Annotated in this window: 18 protein-coding genes; 15 read left to right on the top strand and 3 right to left on the bottom strand. The window is 63.3% G+C overall.

Annotated elements, in window-relative coordinates; translation table 11 throughout:
- The first annotated feature begins 3 nt into the window (after window positions 1-3).
- The 4 genes from dapC to ATN38_RS03240 all read left to right on the top strand — a co-directional run bounded on the left by dapC (window position 4) and on the right by ATN38_RS03240 (window position 5,091).
- On the top strand, window positions 4-1,107 hold the full coding sequence (gene dapC / locus ATN38_RS03255) for a succinyldiaminopimelate transaminase (RefSeq protein WP_003945226.1): 1,104 nt from the start codon (window positions 4-6) through the stop codon (window positions 1,105-1,107).
- Between the two features lie 63 nt (window positions 1,108-1,170).
- Complete coding sequence (locus tag ATN38_RS03250) at window positions 1,171-1,851, top strand: rhomboid family intramembrane serine protease (RefSeq protein WP_218747578.1); 681 nt, start codon at window positions 1,171-1,173, stop codon at window positions 1,849-1,851.
- Window positions 1,852-1,863: 12 nt separating this feature from the next.
- On the top strand, window positions 1,864-3,276 hold the full coding sequence (locus tag ATN38_RS03245; RefSeq protein ID WP_042449178.1) for an acyl-CoA synthetase: 1,413 nt from the start codon (window positions 1,864-1,866) through the stop codon (window positions 3,274-3,276).
- A 213-nt stretch (window positions 3,277-3,489) separates the two neighbouring features.
- Window positions 3,490-5,091, top strand: a complete 1,602-nt coding sequence (locus ATN38_RS03240) for a substrate-binding and VWA domain-containing protein (protein ID WP_042448773.1) — start codon at window positions 3,490-3,492, stop codon at window positions 5,089-5,091.
- On the opposite strand, the gene ATN38_RS03235 is transcribed toward ATN38_RS03240, so the two are convergent.
- On the bottom strand, window positions 5,088-6,308 hold the full coding sequence (locus tag ATN38_RS03235; RefSeq protein WP_225320099.1) for an HNH endonuclease signature motif containing protein: 1,221 nt from the start codon (window positions 6,306-6,308) through the stop codon (window positions 5,088-5,090). The genes ATN38_RS03240 and ATN38_RS03235 overlap by 4 nt on opposite strands.
- Window positions 6,309-6,519: 211 nt before the next feature.
- Between ATN38_RS03235 and ATN38_RS03230 the strand changes: the two genes are divergently transcribed.
- Both ATN38_RS03230 and ATN38_RS03225 read left to right on the top strand, forming a co-directional pair.
- The gene (locus tag ATN38_RS03230; RefSeq protein ID WP_161120291.1) at window positions 6,520-7,509 is read left to right on the top strand and encodes an ABC transporter ATP-binding protein; all 990 of its coding nucleotides are present in this window, start codon (window positions 6,520-6,522) and stop codon (window positions 7,507-7,509) included.
- Window positions 7,509-8,267, top strand: a complete 759-nt coding sequence (locus tag ATN38_RS03225; protein WP_099697852.1) for an ABC transporter permease — start codon at window positions 7,509-7,511, stop codon at window positions 8,265-8,267. The genes ATN38_RS03230 and ATN38_RS03225 overlap by 1 nt, the downstream gene beginning before the upstream one ends.
- 9 nt (window positions 8,268-8,276) lie before the next feature.
- Here the strand turns inward: ATN38_RS03225 and ATN38_RS03220 are convergent, their stop codons facing one another.
- Together ATN38_RS03220 and dapD are read right to left on the bottom strand one after the other, a co-directional pair.
- Window positions 8,277-9,659 carry an amino acid permease gene (locus tag ATN38_RS03220; protein ID WP_042450390.1) on the bottom strand — a complete coding sequence of 461 codons (1,383 nt, stop codon included), beginning with the start codon at window positions 9,657-9,659 and terminating at the stop codon, window positions 8,277-8,279.
- The gene (gene dapD, locus ATN38_RS03215; RefSeq protein WP_042450388.1) at window positions 9,659-10,612 is read right to left on the bottom strand and encodes a 2,3,4,5-tetrahydropyridine-2,6-dicarboxylate N-succinyltransferase; all 954 of its coding nucleotides are present in this window, start codon (window positions 10,610-10,612) and stop codon (window positions 9,659-9,661) included. The genes ATN38_RS03220 and dapD overlap by 1 nt, the downstream gene beginning before the upstream one ends.
- A 49-nt stretch (window positions 10,613-10,661) precedes the next feature.
- Between dapD and dapE the strand changes: the two genes are divergently transcribed.
- From dapE to ATN38_RS03170, 9 genes are all read left to right on the top strand, one after another.
- Window positions 10,662-11,732 (top strand): succinyl-diaminopimelate desuccinylase, encoded by a 1,071-nt coding sequence (dapE, locus tag ATN38_RS03210; protein WP_174519520.1) that lies wholly within the window; start codon window positions 10,662-10,664, stop codon window positions 11,730-11,732.
- A gap of 16 nt (window positions 11,733-11,748) precedes the next feature.
- Complete coding sequence (locus tag ATN38_RS03205; protein WP_003945176.1) at window positions 11,749-12,552, top strand: TIGR00730 family Rossman fold protein; 804 nt, start codon at window positions 11,749-11,751, stop codon at window positions 12,550-12,552.
- A complete protein-coding gene (locus tag ATN38_RS03200; RefSeq protein WP_003945191.1) occupies window positions 12,546-13,103 on the top strand; it encodes a TIGR00730 family Rossman fold protein in 558 nt (185 codons plus the stop codon). Before ATN38_RS03205 ends, ATN38_RS03200 begins: the two co-directional genes overlap by 7 nt.
- Before the next feature lie 112 nt (window positions 13,104-13,215).
- Window positions 13,216-14,988, top strand: a complete 1,773-nt coding sequence (locus tag ATN38_RS03195) for a long-chain-acyl-CoA synthetase (RefSeq protein WP_003945170.1) — start codon at window positions 13,216-13,218, stop codon at window positions 14,986-14,988.
- A gap of 30 nt (window positions 14,989-15,018) precedes the next feature.
- Window positions 15,019-15,918: a dihydropteroate synthase gene (gene folP, locus ATN38_RS03190; RefSeq protein ID WP_042450383.1), complete on the top strand. Its 900-nt coding sequence runs from the start codon at window positions 15,019-15,021 to the stop codon at window positions 15,916-15,918.
- Complete coding sequence (locus tag ATN38_RS03185) at window positions 15,915-16,856, top strand: glucosyl-3-phosphoglycerate synthase (RefSeq protein WP_003945188.1); 942 nt, start codon at window positions 15,915-15,917, stop codon at window positions 16,854-16,856. Before folP ends, ATN38_RS03185 begins: the two co-directional genes overlap by 4 nt.
- Before the next feature lie 32 nt (window positions 16,857-16,888).
- Window positions 16,889-17,266, top strand: coding sequence for a DivIVA domain-containing protein (locus ATN38_RS03180; RefSeq protein ID WP_007736086.1), 378 nt, complete (start codon window positions 16,889-16,891; stop codon window positions 17,264-17,266).
- A complete protein-coding gene (locus tag ATN38_RS03175) occupies window positions 17,266-17,835 on the top strand; it encodes a DNA-3-methyladenine glycosylase I (protein WP_003945189.1) in 570 nt (189 codons plus the stop codon). Before ATN38_RS03180 ends, ATN38_RS03175 begins: the two co-directional genes overlap by 1 nt.
- 151 nt (window positions 17,836-17,986) lie before the next feature.
- Window positions 17,987-18,154 (top strand): DUF3117 domain-containing protein, encoded by a 168-nt coding sequence (locus ATN38_RS03170; RefSeq protein ID WP_003945169.1) that lies wholly within the window; start codon window positions 17,987-17,989, stop codon window positions 18,152-18,154.
- Window positions 18,155-18,214 lie beyond the last annotated feature (60 nt).

Below are 18,214 nucleotides of genomic sequence, written 5' to 3'. Positions count from 1 at the left end.
ATCTTGTCTCGTACTCCGGTGGCCGCTGGGCTTCCTGATTTTCCGTGGGATTCGCTCGCCGATGTCACGGCGAAGGCGCACTCTCATCCCGACGGCATCGTGAACCTGTCCGTGGGGACGCCGGTGGATCCGGTGGACCCGGTGATTCAGGAGGCTCTGGCCTCTGTTGCCGAGGTGCCCGGATACCCGACGACTCATGGCACGCTCGCGCTTCGCGAGGCCGTGGCGGAGTCACTGGATCGCCGCTACAACATTCCCGACGTCGATCCGGCAGCGGTGCTGCCGGCCATCGGTACCAAGGAAATGATCGCGTGGCTGCCGAAATTGCTCGGTCTCGGAGCCGACGATCTGGTGGTCATTCCGGAGTTGGCGTACCCGACGTACGAGGTCGCAGCGAAACTGGCAGGTGCTCGCGTCCTGCGCGCCGACGGCTTGAACAAGCTCGGTCCCGAGTCGGCGGCGATGATCTTCGTGAACTCGCCCTCGAATCCCACCGGCAAGGTGCTCGGCCTCGAGCACTTGCAGAAGGTCGTGGCCTGGGCGCGCGAGCGCGGCGCCATCGTCGTCTCCGACGAGTGCTACCTCGGATTGACGTGGGAAGCCGATGCGCTCTCCATTCTCGATCCTCGTGTCAACGACGGTGATCTGACCGGTTTGCTTGCGGTCCACTCACTTTCGAAGACGTCCAATCTCGCGAGCTATCGCGCCGGGTTCGTCACCGGTGATCCGGCTCTGGTGTCGGAACTGCTCGAGGTGCGCAAGCATGCGGGCATGATCCTGCCGCTACCGATCCAGGCGGCGATGACCGCAGCGTTGGGCGACGACCAACACGAGAACATCCAGCGCGAGCGGTACCGCGAGCGTCGTAGTGTGTTGATCGAAGCTGTTCGAGGCGCCGGATTCACCGTCGACAATTCCGAGGCAGGTCTGTACCTCTGGGCGACGCGCGGCGAGGAATGTCGAGCGACGGTCAGTTGGTTCGCCGATCGTGGGATCCTCGTTGCCCCCGGTGAGTTCTACGGACCGAGCGGGAGCAAGCACGTGCGGATCGCGCTCACTGCAACAGACGAACGAATCGCTGCGGCAGCAAAGCGCCTCTCCGCCTGAATCGTGTGCTTCCCAGGTGTCAGGTTCCCTGATGTCGGTATCGGTCCGATGTAAGGTCGCGCTGTGACCACCTCAGGGACCGGCGGCTTGGACGCGGTACTGATTGTCGCCGTCGTTGTTGCCTCGATCGCGCTGATGCTCGCGTGGCTGAAGGATCGTCGAATATTCGGAGACCTACCTCTTTCGGCCGTTGTGCTTTGGCTCGTGGTGGCAGTGCCGTCAATTTTGCAGGCGCTGATGCCGGGACTGTTGGACATGTTTCGCCGTGATCCCACGTTGATCCGCGACGGTCAGTGGTGGCGGATTCTGACGTCGGTGTTCGTCCAGGACGGCGGCCTTGCCGGGACGGTTGCCAACCTTCTCACGTTGGCAGTGGTGGCGCCGCCTGCTTTTCGGCTCTGGGGCGCCGCACGTGGCTGGGCTCTCTTCCTGCTCGGTCAACTGTTGTTCGGTTTGCTCACCACCGCAGTCTTCCCGTCGACCGGCGCAGGCAACTCCGGTGCCACGCTTGCTCTGGCAGCGGCGGCCGCGGGCATCGGCGTTCTGGTGCGCCCGCGAATGCCTGAGATTGTTCTGACGGTCGTGATTGTCGTCGGCGGCGCAACATTGGTGACGGTCGACGACGCACACGGATTCGCGGTGCTTTCCGGGGCGCTCTTGGGGGCTGCGCTGGTGACGCTGTTCCCTCCGCACTCGATGGACGCGCGTCGGGCAGGAGAAAGTTTGCGACCATCCGCGCTGTGAGATGCTGTCGTGGTGCTGCTGAGATCCTTGAACCCCCTTGCTGTTGCCCGCGGTGACGACCTCGATGACGCCGTGACGATCGGTGACACGGTTCTCTCGCGGAGTGCCATTCTCGGTGCCGCGACCTCGGTCGCGGAGCGAGTGGCGCAGGCCGATCGGGTTGCCGTATTGGCAACTCCCACAGCAAAAACGATTCTCGCCGTCGTCGGGGCGTTGATTGCCGGCGTCACCGTTGTGCCGGTCCCGCCGGACTCGGGGAAGGCTGAGCGAGAGCACATTCTGCGTGACTCCGGTGCCCAGGCGTGGCTCGGCGAAACGGACGACCACTGCGAAGGCCTGCCCGTGGTTCCCGTCCGATTGCACGCTCGCTCGTGGCACAGCTATCCCGAACCGGCACCGCAGTCCACAGCATTCGTCCTGTACACGTCCGGAACTACCGGCCCACCGAAGGGCGTTCTGCTCAGTCGCTCGGCTATCGCAGCCGGGCTCGACGCGCTCGCCGAGGCCTGGGACTGGACGTGGCGAGACACCCTCGTACACGGGCTTCCGCTCTTCCACGTGCACGGACTGATTCTCGGAATCCTCGGCCCCCTCCGGATCGGCAGCCGGGTGATCCACACCGTCAAGCCGACGCCGGAAAACTACGCAAGGGCCAAAGGCTCCCTCTACTTCGGTGTCCCCACCGTCTGGTCGCGTATCGCCGAAGACGAAGAAGCTGCCCGCGCGTTGTCCGGTGCCCGACTTCTGGTCTCCGGTAGTGCGCCGCTTCCCGTGCCTGTCTTCGAAAAGCTGCGGGAGCGAACAGGATTGACGCCCATCGAGCGTTACGGCATGAGTGAGACGATGCTGACCCTGAGCACGCGTTTCGACGGCGAGCGACGCCCGGGGTGGGTCGGCGTGCCGCTGCGCGGAGTCGAGACTCGTCTTCGTGACGAGAAGGGCAACGATGTGCCGCACGACGGCGAGAGTATCGGCGGCCTACAGGTACGTGGGCCGATGCTTTTCGACGGCTACTTGAACCGTCCGGACGCAACCGCCGAGTCCTGGACGGAGGACGGCTACTTCAAGACCGGTGACGTCGCCGTCATCGACGAGGGTGGGTTCCACCGAATCGTCGGCCGCGAATCCATCGACTTGATCAAATCCGGTGGATTCAGAGTCGGCGCCGGCGAGATCGAGACCGCCATCCTCGGGCACCCTTCGGTGTCCGAAGTTGCGGTGATCGGTGTCCCCGACGCCGATCTGGGGCAGCGGATCATCGCCGTCGTAGTCCGTAAGCCCGGGAGTCCCGAGGTCACCGAAGCCGAATTGGTCGAGTTGGTCGGGGCGGAGTTGTCGGCGCACAAGCGTCCCCGTGAGGTTCGCTTTGCCGAGACTCTGCCACGTAACGCGATGGGCAAGGTTCAGAAGCGTGAGCTGCTCTAGGCGGGGCGGTTTGCTGAAAAGTCGCTGTGACGCTTGAAGGTTCGTGAATTCGGCCGGCTTGTCCCGAAATGTGGGCTCGCCGGTTCTCCGACGATTCAGCGCTAGTTGGAATTTCTGTGTTCTTGGCTACACTACCGCCCGGTAGGGACAGTTCCAGTCGCGCGCATACCGTCGGTATGCCTGAGTGCGAGTGGCCTCGGAAGGGCAGATTTCATGGCGGGCGGACGGCATTCGAGTCCTGACAGCGGGCGGTCGATCGGGTTCTACGCAGTGGGTGGGTTGGTTGCCGTCGCGGTAGTCGCCACCGGGGTGGTGGTCTTCAAGGCAACACAGTCCGATTCCTGCGAGAGCGTCGACGAGTACTCGCTGGCAGCGGATCCTGCGATCGCGCCGGCAGTCACGGAGATCCTCGCAGAATCGTCGCCGGAGCAGACAGGCTGTTCACGGATCACGGTCACCTCTGCGCTGCCCGGGGACGTTGCGGGAACTTTGGGTAAGGGCGTGGACGCTCCGGACATGTGGATACCGGATTCGACAGCGTGGGTCGGCAAAGCTGCATTGACGGCCAAGGGGCCGGTTGCTGCCGCGGGAGGTTCGATCGCCACCTCGCCTGTCGTTCTCGCCTCCGGCGGTGGCGAACAGTTTGCCAGTTGGCTCGCGGCGCTACAGGTTCCCGATCTGGCGTTGGGCAATCCGTTGTTCACAGGGGTTGCGTCGGCGCCCATTCTCGGAGCTCTCGCGGAAACCGGGGCCACCTCCGAATCCGTTCGAGCGGCACTCGTACCCCATGCGCAAGCGGAGAGTGTTCGTACCGAAGACCAGCCGGTAGGACAGAAGATGCTCACCGAATTGGTCAGCTCCGGAAAGGTCGGTGTTTCGACCGAGCAACAGGTCGTCGAGTTCACGAAGGCCGAGTCGAAGATTTCCGCGACAGTACCGGCGACGGGAACCATGATCATGGATTACCCCCTGGTGGTCAGTGCTTCGGCACCGGACCGGCACTACGCCGCAGCCAAGAAGAGTGACGCCATCGCCGAGCTGTTGCACAGTGAATCTGCTCAGGAAGTGCTGACGCGCAGCGGGTTCCGTACTTCCGGCGGTGGAGCCGTCGAAGGTGGAGTCGGTGACGTCACGGCACTGACCGTGTCCGAACAGTCGGTGGCCGATCAGACACTGGGCGCTTGGGCTCTGATGGCCAAGCCGATCCGGACACTCGTTGCGATCGACGTGTCTGCGTCGATGGACTACCCGGCGGCAGGCGGCAAGACGCGCATGCAGTTGACCACTGCTGCTGCTCTGGCCGGCAATCAGGTCTTCCCAGACAGCGTCGCTGCCGGTCTCTGGGCGTTTTCCCAAGGTATGAACGGAACCCAGGACTTCCAGGAATTGGTGCCGATCAGGCGCTACGACACGATCGTCGACGGTGTGACTCAACGAAAGTTGATGGCAGATCAGGCGAACCGGCTCACCGAACTCAAACGTGGCGCCACAGGTTTGTACGACACGACGCTGGCCGCATTCCGTAAGGTTCAGGAATCGTACGATCCGCGAGCGGTCAACAGCGTCATCATCTTGACCGACGGCGCAAACGAAGATCCTGACAGCATCAGCCGTGAACAGTTGCTCGATGTTCTTGCACGCGAGCAGGATCCGGCGCGTCCGGTCATCATCGTCACCATCGGCATCACCGATGACGCAGATGCGGCGGCGCTCGCCGATATCTCCCGCGTGACGGGCGGTTCGACGTACATCGCTCGTGACCCCTCGGAGATTTCCGAGGTGTTCGTGAACGCATTGGCTCACCGAGGAACTTAGGCCGCATCCGGACTGGTCCAGGGTGCCGGAAGTGGCGGAGCCTCAGACGAATACCGGTGCCCGGTAGGTGTCGTTGTGGTGAAGGTGTGCCGGTTACCTGGTACAGGTTCGGCAGTCCAGTCCGATGCCTGTTTCGCGTAATTGCATGCCGCACACAACCCGGCACCGTTGGCTGCGCTGGTGAGTCCACCCCTCGAGTGATCGCGAATGTGGTCGCGGTGGCGAACCGGCGCGTCGCACCACGGAGTACGGCAGCTTCGATCACGGAGTTCGATCAATCGCGCCAACCCCTTCGGGAAGGTTCTCGCCGTGGATTCCATTGCGGTCAGCGCGCCCGTATCGGGGCGTGCGTAGAGCTTTCGGACCGTTGCCACCGTTTCGGAGTCTTCGCTGGCCTTGGTGATCCATTCGCGTGCAATAGCGGCTGGTACAGGTCCGTACCCGTGGACGTACGCCGGGGCGGAATTGTCGCCCAACAATGACTGGTCGGAGACAACCAGATTCACGGTGACGGGTGTCGGTGTGGCGCGGCCGATTCCGGTAACTCGCTCGACCAGGAGATCAGCCATGATTTGCGCTCGGGTGCGCTTGTCCCCGCCGGCAAGTACGGAATCTGCGTCGCGCCTGAGCGTGGCGTGCACGGCGATACCTTCGGCCGCGGGAAGAAACACATTGAGCCAGCACATCGTGTCGGGCGCAGGCCGTGACGTCACTCGTCTGTCTCCCACGGCTTTGCGTGCTCGTCTGGCAACACTGTCGGAGTCTATTTCGGCAGCGCGTGCGCGGATTCTTTGTGTCAGTTGATGGTTGCCGCATCCGTCCAAGATTGCAGCGTCGCAGCAGAACTCGCGATCCAACGTAGCGCGATCCTGGGCGGTGAGACATGAAGTCTCGCGCATGAGGATCGTCGCCTGATGCTCACTGATGGAGCCATCGACGAGTAGTCGAAGTGTGTGCGGCATCTCGTCGTTCAGTGCGCGGGCCAGGTTCAGATGCTGAGTTCCGAACCAAGCCGACTCTCGCCGTGCGAGGGCAATCTGCGCGTTGATTCCACGGCCTTGGTATGCGCGCGGCACTCCCCGTTCGCTGCGGTCGTTGCGGGTGAACGCGTCGAGATCGGCAGCCAGCAATGCCTGGGCACCAGCGCAACTGGCCTTCAACTCTTCCAAAGCGCGCAGAAGATCCACGCGTGCTGCGTTGTCGATGGATCGATCCATGCTGACGAGTGATGCTCGGAATTGTCCGATGGTCTCTTCGGATATCGCCTGTTTGGATATGGCCTGTTCAGATACTTGCGTCGTCACTTTTACCCCCCGGTAGTGTCGAACATACATTCGATACTAGCCTCGACAGCGAACGGACGCAACGCCTTTCTCCGTTGGCGTCTGAAAGTTCCGACAGTTCGGTTTTCATGGTTGACTGGTCCTCATGATCGAGCTGAGGGGATTGACCAAGGTTTACGGACCGACGAAAGCGGTGGACGATTTGTCGTTCACGGTCAAGCCGGGCATCGTGACGGGCTTCCTGGGCCCGAACGGTGCAGGTAAGTCGACGACGATGCGGATGATCCTGGGTCTGGATCAGCCGACGTCGGGTGCGGCGTTGATCGAGGGCAAGCCGTACCGCGAGCTCAAGACGCCATTGCGGACTGTCGGTGCGTTGTTGGATGCGAAGTGGGTGCACCCCAATCGCAGTGCGCGGGCGCATCTGCAGTGGATGGCTGCTTCGAACGGGATCCCGAAGTCCCGCGTCGACGAGGTGCTCGGGTTGGTCGGATTGTCCGAGGTGGCGGGCAAGAAGGCCGGCGGGTTCTCGCTCGGTATGTCGCAGCGTCTGGGGTTGGCGGGTGCGTTGTTGGGGGATCCGAAGGTGTTGTTGTTCGACGAGCCGGTCAACGGTCTCGATCCGGAGGGCATCGTCTGGATTCGTAAGTTCATGCAGCGGTTGGCGGCCGAGGGCCGCACGGTGCTGGTGTCGAGTCACCTCCTGTCGGAGATGGCGCTCACGGCGGAGCAGTTGGTGGTGATCGGTCGGGGTCGGTTGATTTCGGATTCGACGGTCGCGGAGTTCGTGGATCGTTCGTCGGAGTCGACGGTGCGGGTGCGCAGCCCTCAGCTCGATGCGTTGCGCAGTGTGTTGCTCTCGCAGGGGCTGACGGTGCGTGAAGACGGTTCCGGTGTTGCCCCGGCATTGGTGGTGGTGGATTCGACCACCGATGTGATCGGTGGTTTGGCTGGTTCGCAGGGGATCGTGTTGTACGAGTTGGCTTCTGTGCAGGGGTCGCTCGAGGATGCGTTCATGAAGTTGACCGGGGACGATGTCCAGTACCACGCATCCGGTATCGATCCGTGTGCCGGAGCCCACCACGCAAATACACAGCAGGCAAACACGCAGCAGGCTATGGGAGGTGCACTGTAATGGCTGTTCTCAGTGCTGAACGTATCAAGATCACCACGACCAAGTCGCCGCTGTGGTGCACGATCATCATCATCGTGCTCGGGTTGGGACTCGCTACCGTTTTCGGACTGAGCGCCAAGTCGTCGCTCAGCAACCCCAACGGTGCAATGATGCCGACAGTTTCGGGGGCACTCAGTGGAGTGACCGGCTTCGGTGTGTTGGTTCTGATGATCATGGCGGCTCTCGCGATCACCAGCGAATATCGTTTCGGGACCATCCGCACCACCTTCCAGGCGGTTCCGAACCGCGCCTCGGTGCTCATCGCCAAAGCGGGCCTCATCGGTGGGTTCGGAGCGGTGCTGACTCTCGTGTTGTCGTTCGGCGCCTTCGCCCTCACGAAGGCCACATCAGGTGACGCCGGAAGATTCTTGACTCTGTCCGGCGACGAGAACTGGCGGGTCGTCTACGGAACACCGATCTACGCGTTCTTCTGCGTAGTTCTAGCAGTCGGAGTCGGCGCGTTGCTCCGGCAGTCTGCAGGTGCGATCGCGCTTCTGCTGTTGTGGCCCTTGCTGATCGAGAATCTTTTCAACCTGTTCGGAAGTATCGGCGCGAAGATCATGCCGTTCCTGCCGTTCATGAACGCCAACAATTTTCTCGGTTCCGGCGGTAGCGTCGATTTCCACTGGGGACCCTGGGGCAGCCTGATCTACTTCGCCCTCTTCGTGCTCGTCGTATTCGGTCTCAGCATCGTCGTCGTGAACAGGCGAGATGCATAGGCACACGGATCAGGCGGGCTGATTCTGCTTACGCCAGCGGGCGTTGAGGAAACCCAATGCCGCGATCACCAGGAACAACACGGTGGTCGAGATCAACTGTGCACGGGCATCGGCGTCGAAGAGCATGAGGACGACGAAGACGCCAAGCATCGCGAGTGTCGCGTAGCTCAGATACGGGAACAGCCACATCCGAACCGTCAGCTTGCCCGACGCTTCGAGTTGTTTTCGCAGTCGCAGATGCGAGACGACGATGAAGATCCAGATGACCAGCAGCGCAGCGCCGACTGCGTTGAGCAGGATGCCGAGCAGGTCGTCGGGGAGCAGCCAGTTGAGCAGGACGCTGACGAAGCCGAAGAACACCGACAGCAGAACGGCATTGGTCGGAACTCCGGTGCTCGACAGTTTCGCCATGAAGGCGGGTCCGTCGCCGCGGCGCGAAAGTGAGAACGCCATGCGAGAGGTGCCGTAGATGTTGGCGTTGAAGGCGGAAAGCAACGCCACCACTACGACGAGTTCCATGAACCCGGCAACGCCTGGAATGTTCGCCTTGTTCAGGACGGCCACAAACGGGCCGCTCTCGAGTTCGGGGTCGTTCCAGGGCAGCACCAGAACCATGATCGAGATGGCGCCGATGTAGAAGACGCTGATGCGCCACACGACGCTCCGGACAGCGACGGCGATGGAGCGTTCCGGATTCTCGGATTCGGCTGCGGCGATGGTGACGATCTCGATCCCACCGAAGGCGAATGCCACGACGAGAAGTCCTGCGGCAATGCCGGACAGCCCGTTGGGCATGAAGCCGCCCTGGCCGAACAGATTGCTCGTACCGACCGGGTCGGTATCGGGCAGGAGGCCGAACACCAGCAGGACACCGATGATCAGGAAGCCGATGATGACGGTGACTTTGATTGCGGCGAACCAGAACTCGAACTCACCGAAGTTGCTGACTTTCGCCAGGTTCACCACGGCGAAGAACACCACGAAAACCAGGGCGACAACCCATTGCGGGATCGACGGCACCCAGTCGTTCACGATCGCCGAAGCCCCGGTGATCTCGGCGCCCAGCACCATGATCAGCATGAACCAGTAGAGCCAGCCCATCACGAAGCCGGCCCACTCGCCGATCCCCAGGCGCGCGTAGTGAGAGAAGGAACCGCTGGCCGGGATCGCGGCGCCCATCTCGCCGAGCATGCGCATCACGAACACCACGACGGCGCCCGCAAGGATGTAGGAGATCAGGACGGCCGGCCCGGCCTTGGCGATACCGACGCCGGTTCCGAGGAACAGGCCGGCGCCGATGGCCGAGCCCAGGCCCATCATCGTCAGATGGCGGACCTTGAGACCGTGGCCGAGAGCAGTGGTTGTTCCGTCGGAGACGTCGGTGCTACTCATCAGTCGTTAGCGTGCAAAGCAGCGTTCAGTTCGACGCCGGTGCCCTTCCACGGCACGACCTCGACGGCACCCGAGACCGAGTTACGACGGAAGAGAAGGTTCGACTTGCCGCTCAGTTCCTTGGCCTTGACGACGGTTCCGTCCGGGCCGGTGACCTTGGTGCCGGCGGTGACGTAGAGGCCCGCTTCGAGGACGCAGTCGTCGCCGAGCGAAATGCCGAGGCCGGCGTTTGCACCGAGGAGGCAGCGCTTGCCGAGGGAGATCGTTTCCTTGCCTCCACCGGAGAGGGTGCCCATGATCGAGGCGCCGCCGCCCACATCGGATCCGTCGTCGACGACGACGCCCGCGGAGATGCGGCCTTCGACCATCGAGTTGCCGAGGGTGCCGGCGTTGAAGTTGACGAAGCCCTCGTGCATGACGGTCGTTCCGCTGGCGAGGTGTGCACCAAGTCGGACACGGTCCGCGTCACCGATGCGAACTCCGGACGGCACGACGTAGTCGACCATGCGGGGGAACTTGTCGACGCTGAACACGGTCACGACGCCGCGGATGCGCAGACGCGAGCGAACCTGCTCGAAACCTTCGACGGCGCACGGGCCGAAGTTGGTCCACACGACGTTGCTGAGCAGGCCGAACTGGCCGTCGAGGTTGACACCATGGGGTGCGACTAGACGGTGCGAGAGGAGATGGAGGCGCAGGTAGACGTCATGTGAGTCGACCGGCGCCTTGGAGAGATCGGCGATGGTGGTGCGCACGACGACCTGCGATACCTCGCGAGCGTCATCAGTGCCTGCCAGCAGTGCAAGATCGGAAGGAATATCTGTTCCCTCGACGTTCTCGGTACCGGTCTTGTCGAATGTTCCCAGCTCCGGTGCCGGGAACCAGGTGTCGAGGACGGTTCCGTCCGCGGTCACGTTGGCGATACCTACTGCTGTTGCTCCCTGTGCGCTCACGGGACTAGAGATTACTGGGTGGTGGGTGCACCGGCCTAGGCTGGTGCGTGTGAGCATCCTCGATCTTGCTTCGGACCCCATCGACTTGACGGCCGCCCTGGTCGACATCCCCAGCGTCTCGCACGACGAATCCGTCATTGCGCAGGCTGTCGAGGATGCGCTGCGTGAGCAGACTTCGGGCTTCGAGATCATCCGCAACGGCAATGCCGTGTTGGCGCGTACGTCGCGTGGTTTGCCCAGTCGGGTCATGCTCGCCGGACATCTGGATACGGTGCCGATCGCGGACAACGTTCCTTCGCGGCGTGACGGCGACATCCTGCACGGCTGCGGGACCGTGGACATGAAGTCGGGCGACGCGGTCTTCCTGCACCTTGCGGCCACCATCGAGAACCTGGCCCACGATCTGACCCTCGTCTTCTACGACTGCGAAGAGATCGCCGCAACGTACAACGGCCTGGGACGGATCGAACGCGAGATCCCGCAATGGCTCGCGGCGGACGTCGCAATTCTCGGTGAGCCGACGGCCGGTTTCATCGAGGCCGGGTGTCAGGGCACGATGCGGGTGCGGTTGACGGCTTCGGGAACTCGCGCCCATTCGGCCAGGTCCTGGCTGGGGGACAATGCCATTCACAAGTTCGGCGGAGCGTTGGAGCGGTTGTCGGCGTACCAGCCGCGCTCGGTCGACATCGACGGTTGCGGCTACCGCGAGGGCTTGTCGGCGGTGCGGATCTCCGGCGGTGTCGCCGGAAACGTCGTCCCGGACGAAGCCGAGATGGACGTCAACTTCCGATTCGCACCCGATCGCAGCGAGGTACAAGCCGAGGCGCACGTGCGCGAAGTGTTCGACGGTCTGGGCCTCGGATTCGAGGTCACCGACTCCTCGCCCGGCGCGCTGCCTGGCTTGGCGAACCCGTCCGCTGCCGCCCTGATCGAGGCGGCCGGTGGTCAGTTCCGTGCGAAGTACGGGTGGACCGACGTGTCCAGGTTCTCGGCGCTCGGCATTCCTGCCGTGAACTACGGACCGGGTGATCCGAACCTCGCGCACAAGCGCGACGAGCACGTTCCGGTGCAGCAGATCACCGACGTCGCGGCCGTGCTGAGGAAGTATCTGTCGGCCTGACCGTTAGCCTTGCCGCATGGCACCAGAGAAGAATTCGGCTTCGAAGAAGCAGAGCTCGTCGATCAAGCACCGCGGGCCGGTTCAGCTTCGACGCAAGCGCAAGGACGAGAAGACCACGACGGATCAGCGCTTGCTCGACAAGCGCGGACCCACGGATTGGGTACACACCGATCCGTGGCGTGTGCTGCGTATCCAGAGCGAATTCATCGAAGGTTTCGGCGCACTCGCCGAGGTCCCGCGTGCGGTGACGGTGTTCGGTTCGGCCCGCACCACGGTCGATCATCCCGAGTACCAATCCGGGCGCGAGCTGGGAACGGCGTTGGCCGAGGCCGGGTACGCCGTCATCACCGGTGGTGGGCCAGGAGTGATGGAAGCTGCCAACCGCGGTTGCAGCGAGGCCGGCGGGTACTCGATCGGCCTCGGCATCGAGTTGCCGTTCGAGCAGGGACTCAACGAGTGGGTGGATCTCGGAATCAACTTCCGGTACTTCTTCGCACGCAAGACGATGTTCGTGAAGTACTCCCAGGCATTCATCTGCCTGCCCGGCGGCTTCGGAACACTCGACGAGCTGTTCGAGGCACTCACCCTGGTCCAGACCCACAAGGTCACGCGCTTCCCGATCGTCCTGTTCGGTACCGAGTACTGGTCCGGACTCGTCGACTGGATTCGCGGCACCCTCGAGCGGGACGGCAAGATTTCCGAAGGTGACGTGAATCTGCTGCACGTCACCGACAGCGTGGAAGAAGCAGTACGAATCGTCCTCAACGCCGACAAGGGCGTCGACGAGGCCGCAGATCTGGGGAAAGAAGAAGAATGGTGACCGATTCCGACAAGAAGTACTCGATCTGCGTCTACTGCGCGTCGGGTCCGGTGGACGAATCGTTCCTGGCGTTGGCTGCCGAGGTGGGAACCGCGATCGGTCGACGCGGATGGCAGTTGGTCTCGGGTGGCGGCAACGTGTCGATGATGGGCGCTGTCGCCGAGTCCGCTCGCGCGGCGGGTGCCTGGACCGTCGGCGTCATCCCGAAGGCCTTGGTGCACAAGGAAGTTGCCGACGTCGATGCCGACGAGCTGATCGTCACGGACACCATGCGCGAACGCAAGAAGCTGATGGAAGACCACGCCGACGCGTTCATCACGCTGCCCGGCGGAATCGGGACGCTGGAAGAGTTGTTCGAGACGTGGACAGCCGGCTACCTGGGAATGCACGAGAAACCTGTCGTGATGCTCGATCCCGTCGGCCACTTCACCGGCCTGCTCGAGTGGTTGAACAAGCTCGACGGGACCGGCTTCGTCGGGCGTCAGGCGCTGGACACTCTGCTGGTGAGGACGGACGTCGAGGCCGCGCTCGACGCGTGCGTCAAATCCTGATCAGACGCGTGCGTGAAACCCTGACCTGGGGCATGGCGAGCTTTATTACCGTGCAGTAAGGTGGCCGCAGACTGGGCGGCCGAATGGGCGCCGGATACGTGTTAGGGGAGCCATGAGTTCGGAAGCCCGTTCGACCGTCGGCCTGCTCGATCTGGCGGCAAAACTGCCGTCGATGATCACCGAGGTGCCGATCCTGGCGCGGGGGGCCGCCGGGCTCACCCGTAAGCCTTCGGCCAAGGAATCGATCGGGTTGATCTTCCAGAAGGCCGCGCACGCGCACCCGTCGCGCCCGTTCATCCGGTTCGAGGGCCACGCGACCAGTTACGCGGAGGCCAACGAACTGGTGAACCGCTACGCCGACGTCCTCCGCGGACGAGGAGTCGACCGCGGAGACGTCGTCGGAGTGCTGGCAAAGAACACTCCCGAAGCGCTGCTGATCGCCTTGGCCGCGGTAAAACTCGGCGCGGCAGCGGGCATGCTGAACTACAACCAGCGCGACGACGTTCTGGCACACAGCCTTACGCTCCTCGACGCGCGGGTCCTGGTGGTCGCCGACGAGTGCGAAGAAGCCCTCGAATCGTTGCCCGCCGGATTTAGCGGACCGAACCAACTTCTCGTCAGCGAACTCGCGGATCTGGCGAAGACGGCTGATCCGTCCAACCCCGCGGTCACCGCCGAGGTGCTGGCAAAGGAGAAGGCGTTCTACATCTTCACCTCGGGCACCACCGGAATGCCCAAGGCCAGCTTGATGACTCACTTCCGTTGGCTGAAGTCGATGTCGGGCCTCGGGTTGATGGGCGTGCGCTTGCGCGGCTCGGACACCCTGTACTGCTGCCTGCCGCTCTACCACAACAACGCGTTGACGGTCTCGCTGTCCTCGGTGCTCGCGTCCGGTGCGACAATCGCGATCGGACGTCAGTTCTCGGCCTCGCGGTTCTGGGACGACATCGCACTGAACAAGGCGACCGCGTTCACCTACATCGGCGAACTGTGCCGCTATCTGCTCAACCAGCCGGTCAAGCCGACCGACAGCGACAATGCTGTTCGGCTGATGGTGGGTAACGGTCTGCGCCCTGAGATCTGGGCCGAATTCACCCAGCGGTTCGGCATACCCCGCGTCGCCGAGTTCTACGGTGCGAGCGAATGCAACATCGCGTTCGTCAACGCACTCAACGTCGACAAGACAGCAGGCATCTGCCCGTTGCCGCACGCCGTCGTGGAGTTCGACGAGGACACCGGAAAAGCGTTGCGTGGAGCCGACGGTCGACTCCGCAAGGTTTCCACGGGTCAGGTCGGACTCCTGCTGTCGAAGGTCACCGACCGGGCGCCTTTCGACGGTTACACCGACGAAGCGGCGAGCAACAGCAAACTGGTACGCGGCGGATTCAAGGACGACGACACCTGGTTCGACACCGGAGACCTGGTGCGCAAGCAGGGATGGGGCCACGTCGCCTTCGTCGACCGTCTCGGCGACACCTTCCGTTGGAAGGGAGAGAACGTCGCCACCACGGAGGTCGAGGGCGCGCTGAGTTCGCACCCGGCCGTCGAGGAAGCAGTTGTCTACGGCGTCGAGATTCCGGGCACCGACGGTCGCGCGGGCATGGCGGCGGTCAAGCTGCGGGACGGTCAAAGCTTGGAGGGAAGTGAAGTCGCGGCACACCTCTACGGCAAGCTCCCCAACTACGCGGTCCCGCTGTTCATCCGCATCGTCGACTCACTCGAACACACCAGCACTTTCAAGTCGCGCAAGGTGGAATTGCGCAACGAGGGCTACGACGTCGGCGCCGACACTCTGCACGTTCTCGAAGGCCGTGAGGGTGGTTACGTGGACTCGTACGACGAATACGTCGGAAAGGTCGCGGCGGGCTCGGTACCTAAGGGCTAGACCGAGTTCCGTCATGCCAGTATGAGTGGCATGTCTTCACTCCCCGGTTCTACCGCGCAGCCAGGTCCGGCGCCCACCCTGTGTGGGCGTCCGGTCGCGGTCGACCGTGCACTGGTGATGGCCATCGTCAACCGCACTCCCGATTCCTTCTACGACCAGGGCGCGACGTTCTCGGATTCGGCAGCGATGGCTGCCGTCGATCGGGCTGTCGGAGAAGGCGCCGATCTGGTGGACATCGGGGGAGTGAAAGCTGGGCCCGGTGACCTCGTCGACGCCGACGAAGAGGTCAGGCGAGTCGTTCCGTTCGTCGCCGCGATCAGAGCCAAGTACCCCGAGCTGATCATCAGCGTCGACACCTGGCGGAGCGGCGTCGCGCGGTTGGCACGCGGCGAAGGCGCCGACCTGATCAACGACACGTGGGCGGGTGCGGATCCCGACCTCGTCCTGGTTGCTGCCGAGACTGGTGCCGGGATCGTCTGCTCGCACACGGGTGGCGCGGTTCCGCGCACCCGCCCGCATCGTGTCCGCTACGACGACGTCGTCGCAGATGTGGTCACCGAGGTCGTGTCGGCGGCAGAGCGCGCCCTGGCACTCGGGGTTCCGCGTGACGCGATCCTGATCGATCCCACCCACGATTTCGGTAAGAACACCTTCCACGGGCTCGAGTTGTTGCGGAAAGTGGACGTTCTTGTAAACACCGGGTGGCCAGTGCTGATGGCGCTGAGTAATAAGGACTTCATCGGGGAGACTCTTGGTGTGGAGCTTTCCGAGAGGTTGGAGGGAACATTGGCAGCGACAGCAATGGCCGCGGCGGGCGGCGCCCGGGTGTTCCGTGTTCACGAGGTGGCGTCCACCCGTCGAGTCGTCGACATGGTGGCCGCGATCCAGGGACGCCGTGCCCCGGTACGTACGGTTCGAGGTCTGGCATGAGCATCACCGGTGCGGGCCCGACCCGCGTATGGGCAGACGCCAACAGTTGGGACCATCCGAGTTGGACGGTCGCCGAGCTCGAACGGGCGAAGGGGGGCCGAACCGTCTCGGTGGTGTTGCCCGCACTCAACGAAGAGGACACCGTTGCCGCGGTGGTCGACACCATTCATCCGTTGCTCGGTGGTTTGGTCGACGAGTTGATCGTTCTCGATTCCGGTTCGACCGACAGAACCGCCGAGCGTGCTCGCGCTGCCGGAGCAACGGTGATCAGTCGTGAGAGCGCGGTCCCGTCCATCCCGCCGACTGCGGGCAAAGGTGAGGTGCTCTGGCGTTCGGTCGCCGCAACGACCGGCGATCTGATCGCATTCGTCGACTCCGATCTCATCAATCCCGATCCGGCGTTCGTGCCCAAACTGCTGGGGCCACTGCTCACGGTTGACGGCATCCATCTGGTGAAGGGCTACTACCGCCGTCCGCTGCGCGTGAGCGGCACGGAGGATGCCAACGGCGGCGGGCGAGTCACGGAATTGGTTGCGCGGCCCATGTTGGCCGCGCTGCGGCCGGAACTCACGTCGGTACTGCAACCGCTTGGCGGTGAATACGCGGGCACCCGTGAGCTGCTGTCCGCTGTCCCGTTCGCGCCCGGCTACGGCGTCGAGATCGGCCTTCTGCTCGACACGTACGACACGTTGGGGCTGGCGGCGATCGGTCAGGTCAATCTCGGTGTGCGCAAGCATCGCAACCGGCCGCTCGCCGACCTCGGTGTGATGAGCCGGCAGATCATCGGAACGATGCTCCGGCGGTGCGGGATCGAGGATTCGGGTGCCGGGTTGACCCAATTCCTGGTCGACGGCGATTCTTTCGTGCCCGAGACCACCGAGGTTTCGCTACTCGATCGACCCCCGATGAATTCGATAGTGCGCACCGCGGGGGTCTGACCGCTCACACTCGGGTATGGGAGTATCGGTCCATGATGACGATCCTCCTGTACCTGATTGTCATGGCTCTGGTCGGCGCGATGATCTTCCTCGCCGCCAGCGCTGTGTTCGGGCGCTCGGAAGAGCTGCCGCCGCTGCCTCCTGGCACGACGGCGACCGTACTCCCGGCAGAGGACGTCACCGGGGCGGATGTCGACGCGCTGCGTTTTCAGCAGGTGCTGCGTGGCTACAAGGCGAGTGAAGTGGATTGGGCCCTGCATCGCCTCGGGTTGGAAATCGATTCTCTGCGTGCACAACTGGGCCGTGACGAGCGGTCTGAGGTCCTGGTGAAAGCGGATGCTCCGGACAAGGCCGAAGCATCGCAGGAGGAGCCTGAGACCGTATCCGAATCGAAGGATTCCCAGGGCTGATGGCCGACGGACTCGTTCGGTGCGGCTGGGTGGTCGAGACGCCCGGCGACACGCTCTACCGCGACTATCACGACGAGGAGTGGGGGCGTCCGCTGCACGGGCGCGACGAACTGTTCGAACGACTCGCCCTCGAAGCATTCCAATCGGGACTTTCGTGGATCACGATTCTGCGCAAACGCGAGGCGTTCCGCGAAGCCTTCGACGGGTTCGATCCGGACAAGGTCGCAGCGTACGGAGTTGCGGATGTCGAGAGATTGCTCTCCGATGCCGCGATCGTCCGCAATCGCGCGAAGATCGAGGCGACGATTTCCAACGCCCGAGTGCTCGTGAATTCGCCCGATCTGGACCTCGATTCGTTACTCTGGTCGTTCTCGCCGCCTCGACGCACCAGAAGACTGACATCAATTGCAGAGGTTCCCGCGGTCACTCCCGAGTCGACTGCCATGGCTAAGGAACTCAAGCGGCGCGGGTTCAAGTTTGTGGGTCCTACCACGGCTTATGCGCTCATGCAGGCCACCGGAATGGTCGATGATCACGTGGCTGATTGCTGGGTTCCGGCGCAGGTGTGACGGACGACTGAACACCCCTAAATGTGACTCAGATTCCCGGTTCCCGCATCCATAGGGAACAATGGAGGGTACGAGCCTCGCTGATTGTTGGCGGGGCGCACCGTTAGTCGAGGCGCAGAGCAATGCAGCGCAGATCTGGAGGGAGCAGAGGATGGCGGCCATGAAGCCCCGGACCGGGGACGGTCCCCTCGAAGCAACCAAAGAGGGACGAGGAATCGTCATGCGGGTTCCACTCGAGGGTGGCGGACGCCTCGTCGTCGAGCTGACCCCGGATGAAGCTGCAGCGCTCGGTGTGGAACTCACGAACGTCACCAGCTAGTCGGGTCCAGGTTGTAGCAGTACGAACAACAGCACGTGATTGCACGCAGGCTCCGTATCC

The organism is Rhodococcus sp. FH8 (genome assembly GCF_019266085.1).
Classification (GTDB): Bacteria; Actinomycetota; Actinomycetes; order Mycobacteriales; family Mycobacteriaceae; genus Rhodococcus_F; species Rhodococcus_F qingshengii.
The sequence above is the reverse complement of the archived record's forward strand: the minus strand, read 5'-3'. Positions and strand labels throughout refer to the sequence as shown.

Bases quoted from the DNA above. Each gene is read 5' to 3' on its own strand.
- ATN38_RS03230 (WP_161120291.1), top strand. From the start codon at position 6,520: ATGATCGAGCTGAGGGGATTGACCAAGGTTTACGGACCGACGAAAGCG.
- ATN38_RS03195 (WP_003945170.1), top strand. From the start codon at position 13,216: ATGAGTTCGGAAGCCCGTTCGACCGTCGGCCTGCTCGATCTGGCGGCA.
- ATN38_RS03225 (WP_099697852.1), top strand. From the start codon at position 7,509: ATGGCTGTTCTCAGTGCTGAACGTATCAAGATCACCACGACCAAGTCG.
- folP (WP_042450383.1), top strand. From the start codon at position 15,019: ATGTCTTCACTCCCCGGTTCTACCGCGCAGCCAGGTCCGGCGCCCACC.
- ATN38_RS03200 (WP_003945191.1), top strand. From the start codon at position 12,546: ATGGTGACCGATTCCGACAAGAAGTACTCGATCTGCGTCTACTGCGCG.
- ATN38_RS03175 (WP_003945189.1), top strand. From the start codon at position 17,266: ATGGCCGACGGACTCGTTCGGTGCGGCTGGGTGGTCGAGACGCCCGGC.
- ATN38_RS03205 (WP_003945176.1), top strand. From the start codon at position 11,749: ATGGCACCAGAGAAGAATTCGGCTTCGAAGAAGCAGAGCTCGTCGATC.
- ATN38_RS03235 (WP_225320099.1), bottom strand. From the start codon at position 6,308: ATGGATCGATCCATCGACAACGCAGCACGCGTGGATCTTCTGCGCGCT.
- ATN38_RS03240 (WP_042448773.1), top strand. From the start codon at position 3,490: ATGGCGGGCGGACGGCATTCGAGTCCTGACAGCGGGCGGTCGATCGGG.
- ATN38_RS03170 (WP_003945169.1), top strand. From the start codon at position 17,987: ATGGCGGCCATGAAGCCCCGGACCGGGGACGGTCCCCTCGAAGCAACC.
- ATN38_RS03220 (WP_042450390.1), bottom strand. From the start codon at position 9,659: ATGAGTAGCACCGACGTCTCCGACGGAACAACCACTGCTCTCGGCCAC.
- ATN38_RS03180 (WP_007736086.1), top strand. From the start codon at position 16,889: ATGATGACGATCCTCCTGTACCTGATTGTCATGGCTCTGGTCGGCGCG.
- ATN38_RS03185 (WP_003945188.1), top strand. From the start codon at position 15,915: ATGAGCATCACCGGTGCGGGCCCGACCCGCGTATGGGCAGACGCCAAC.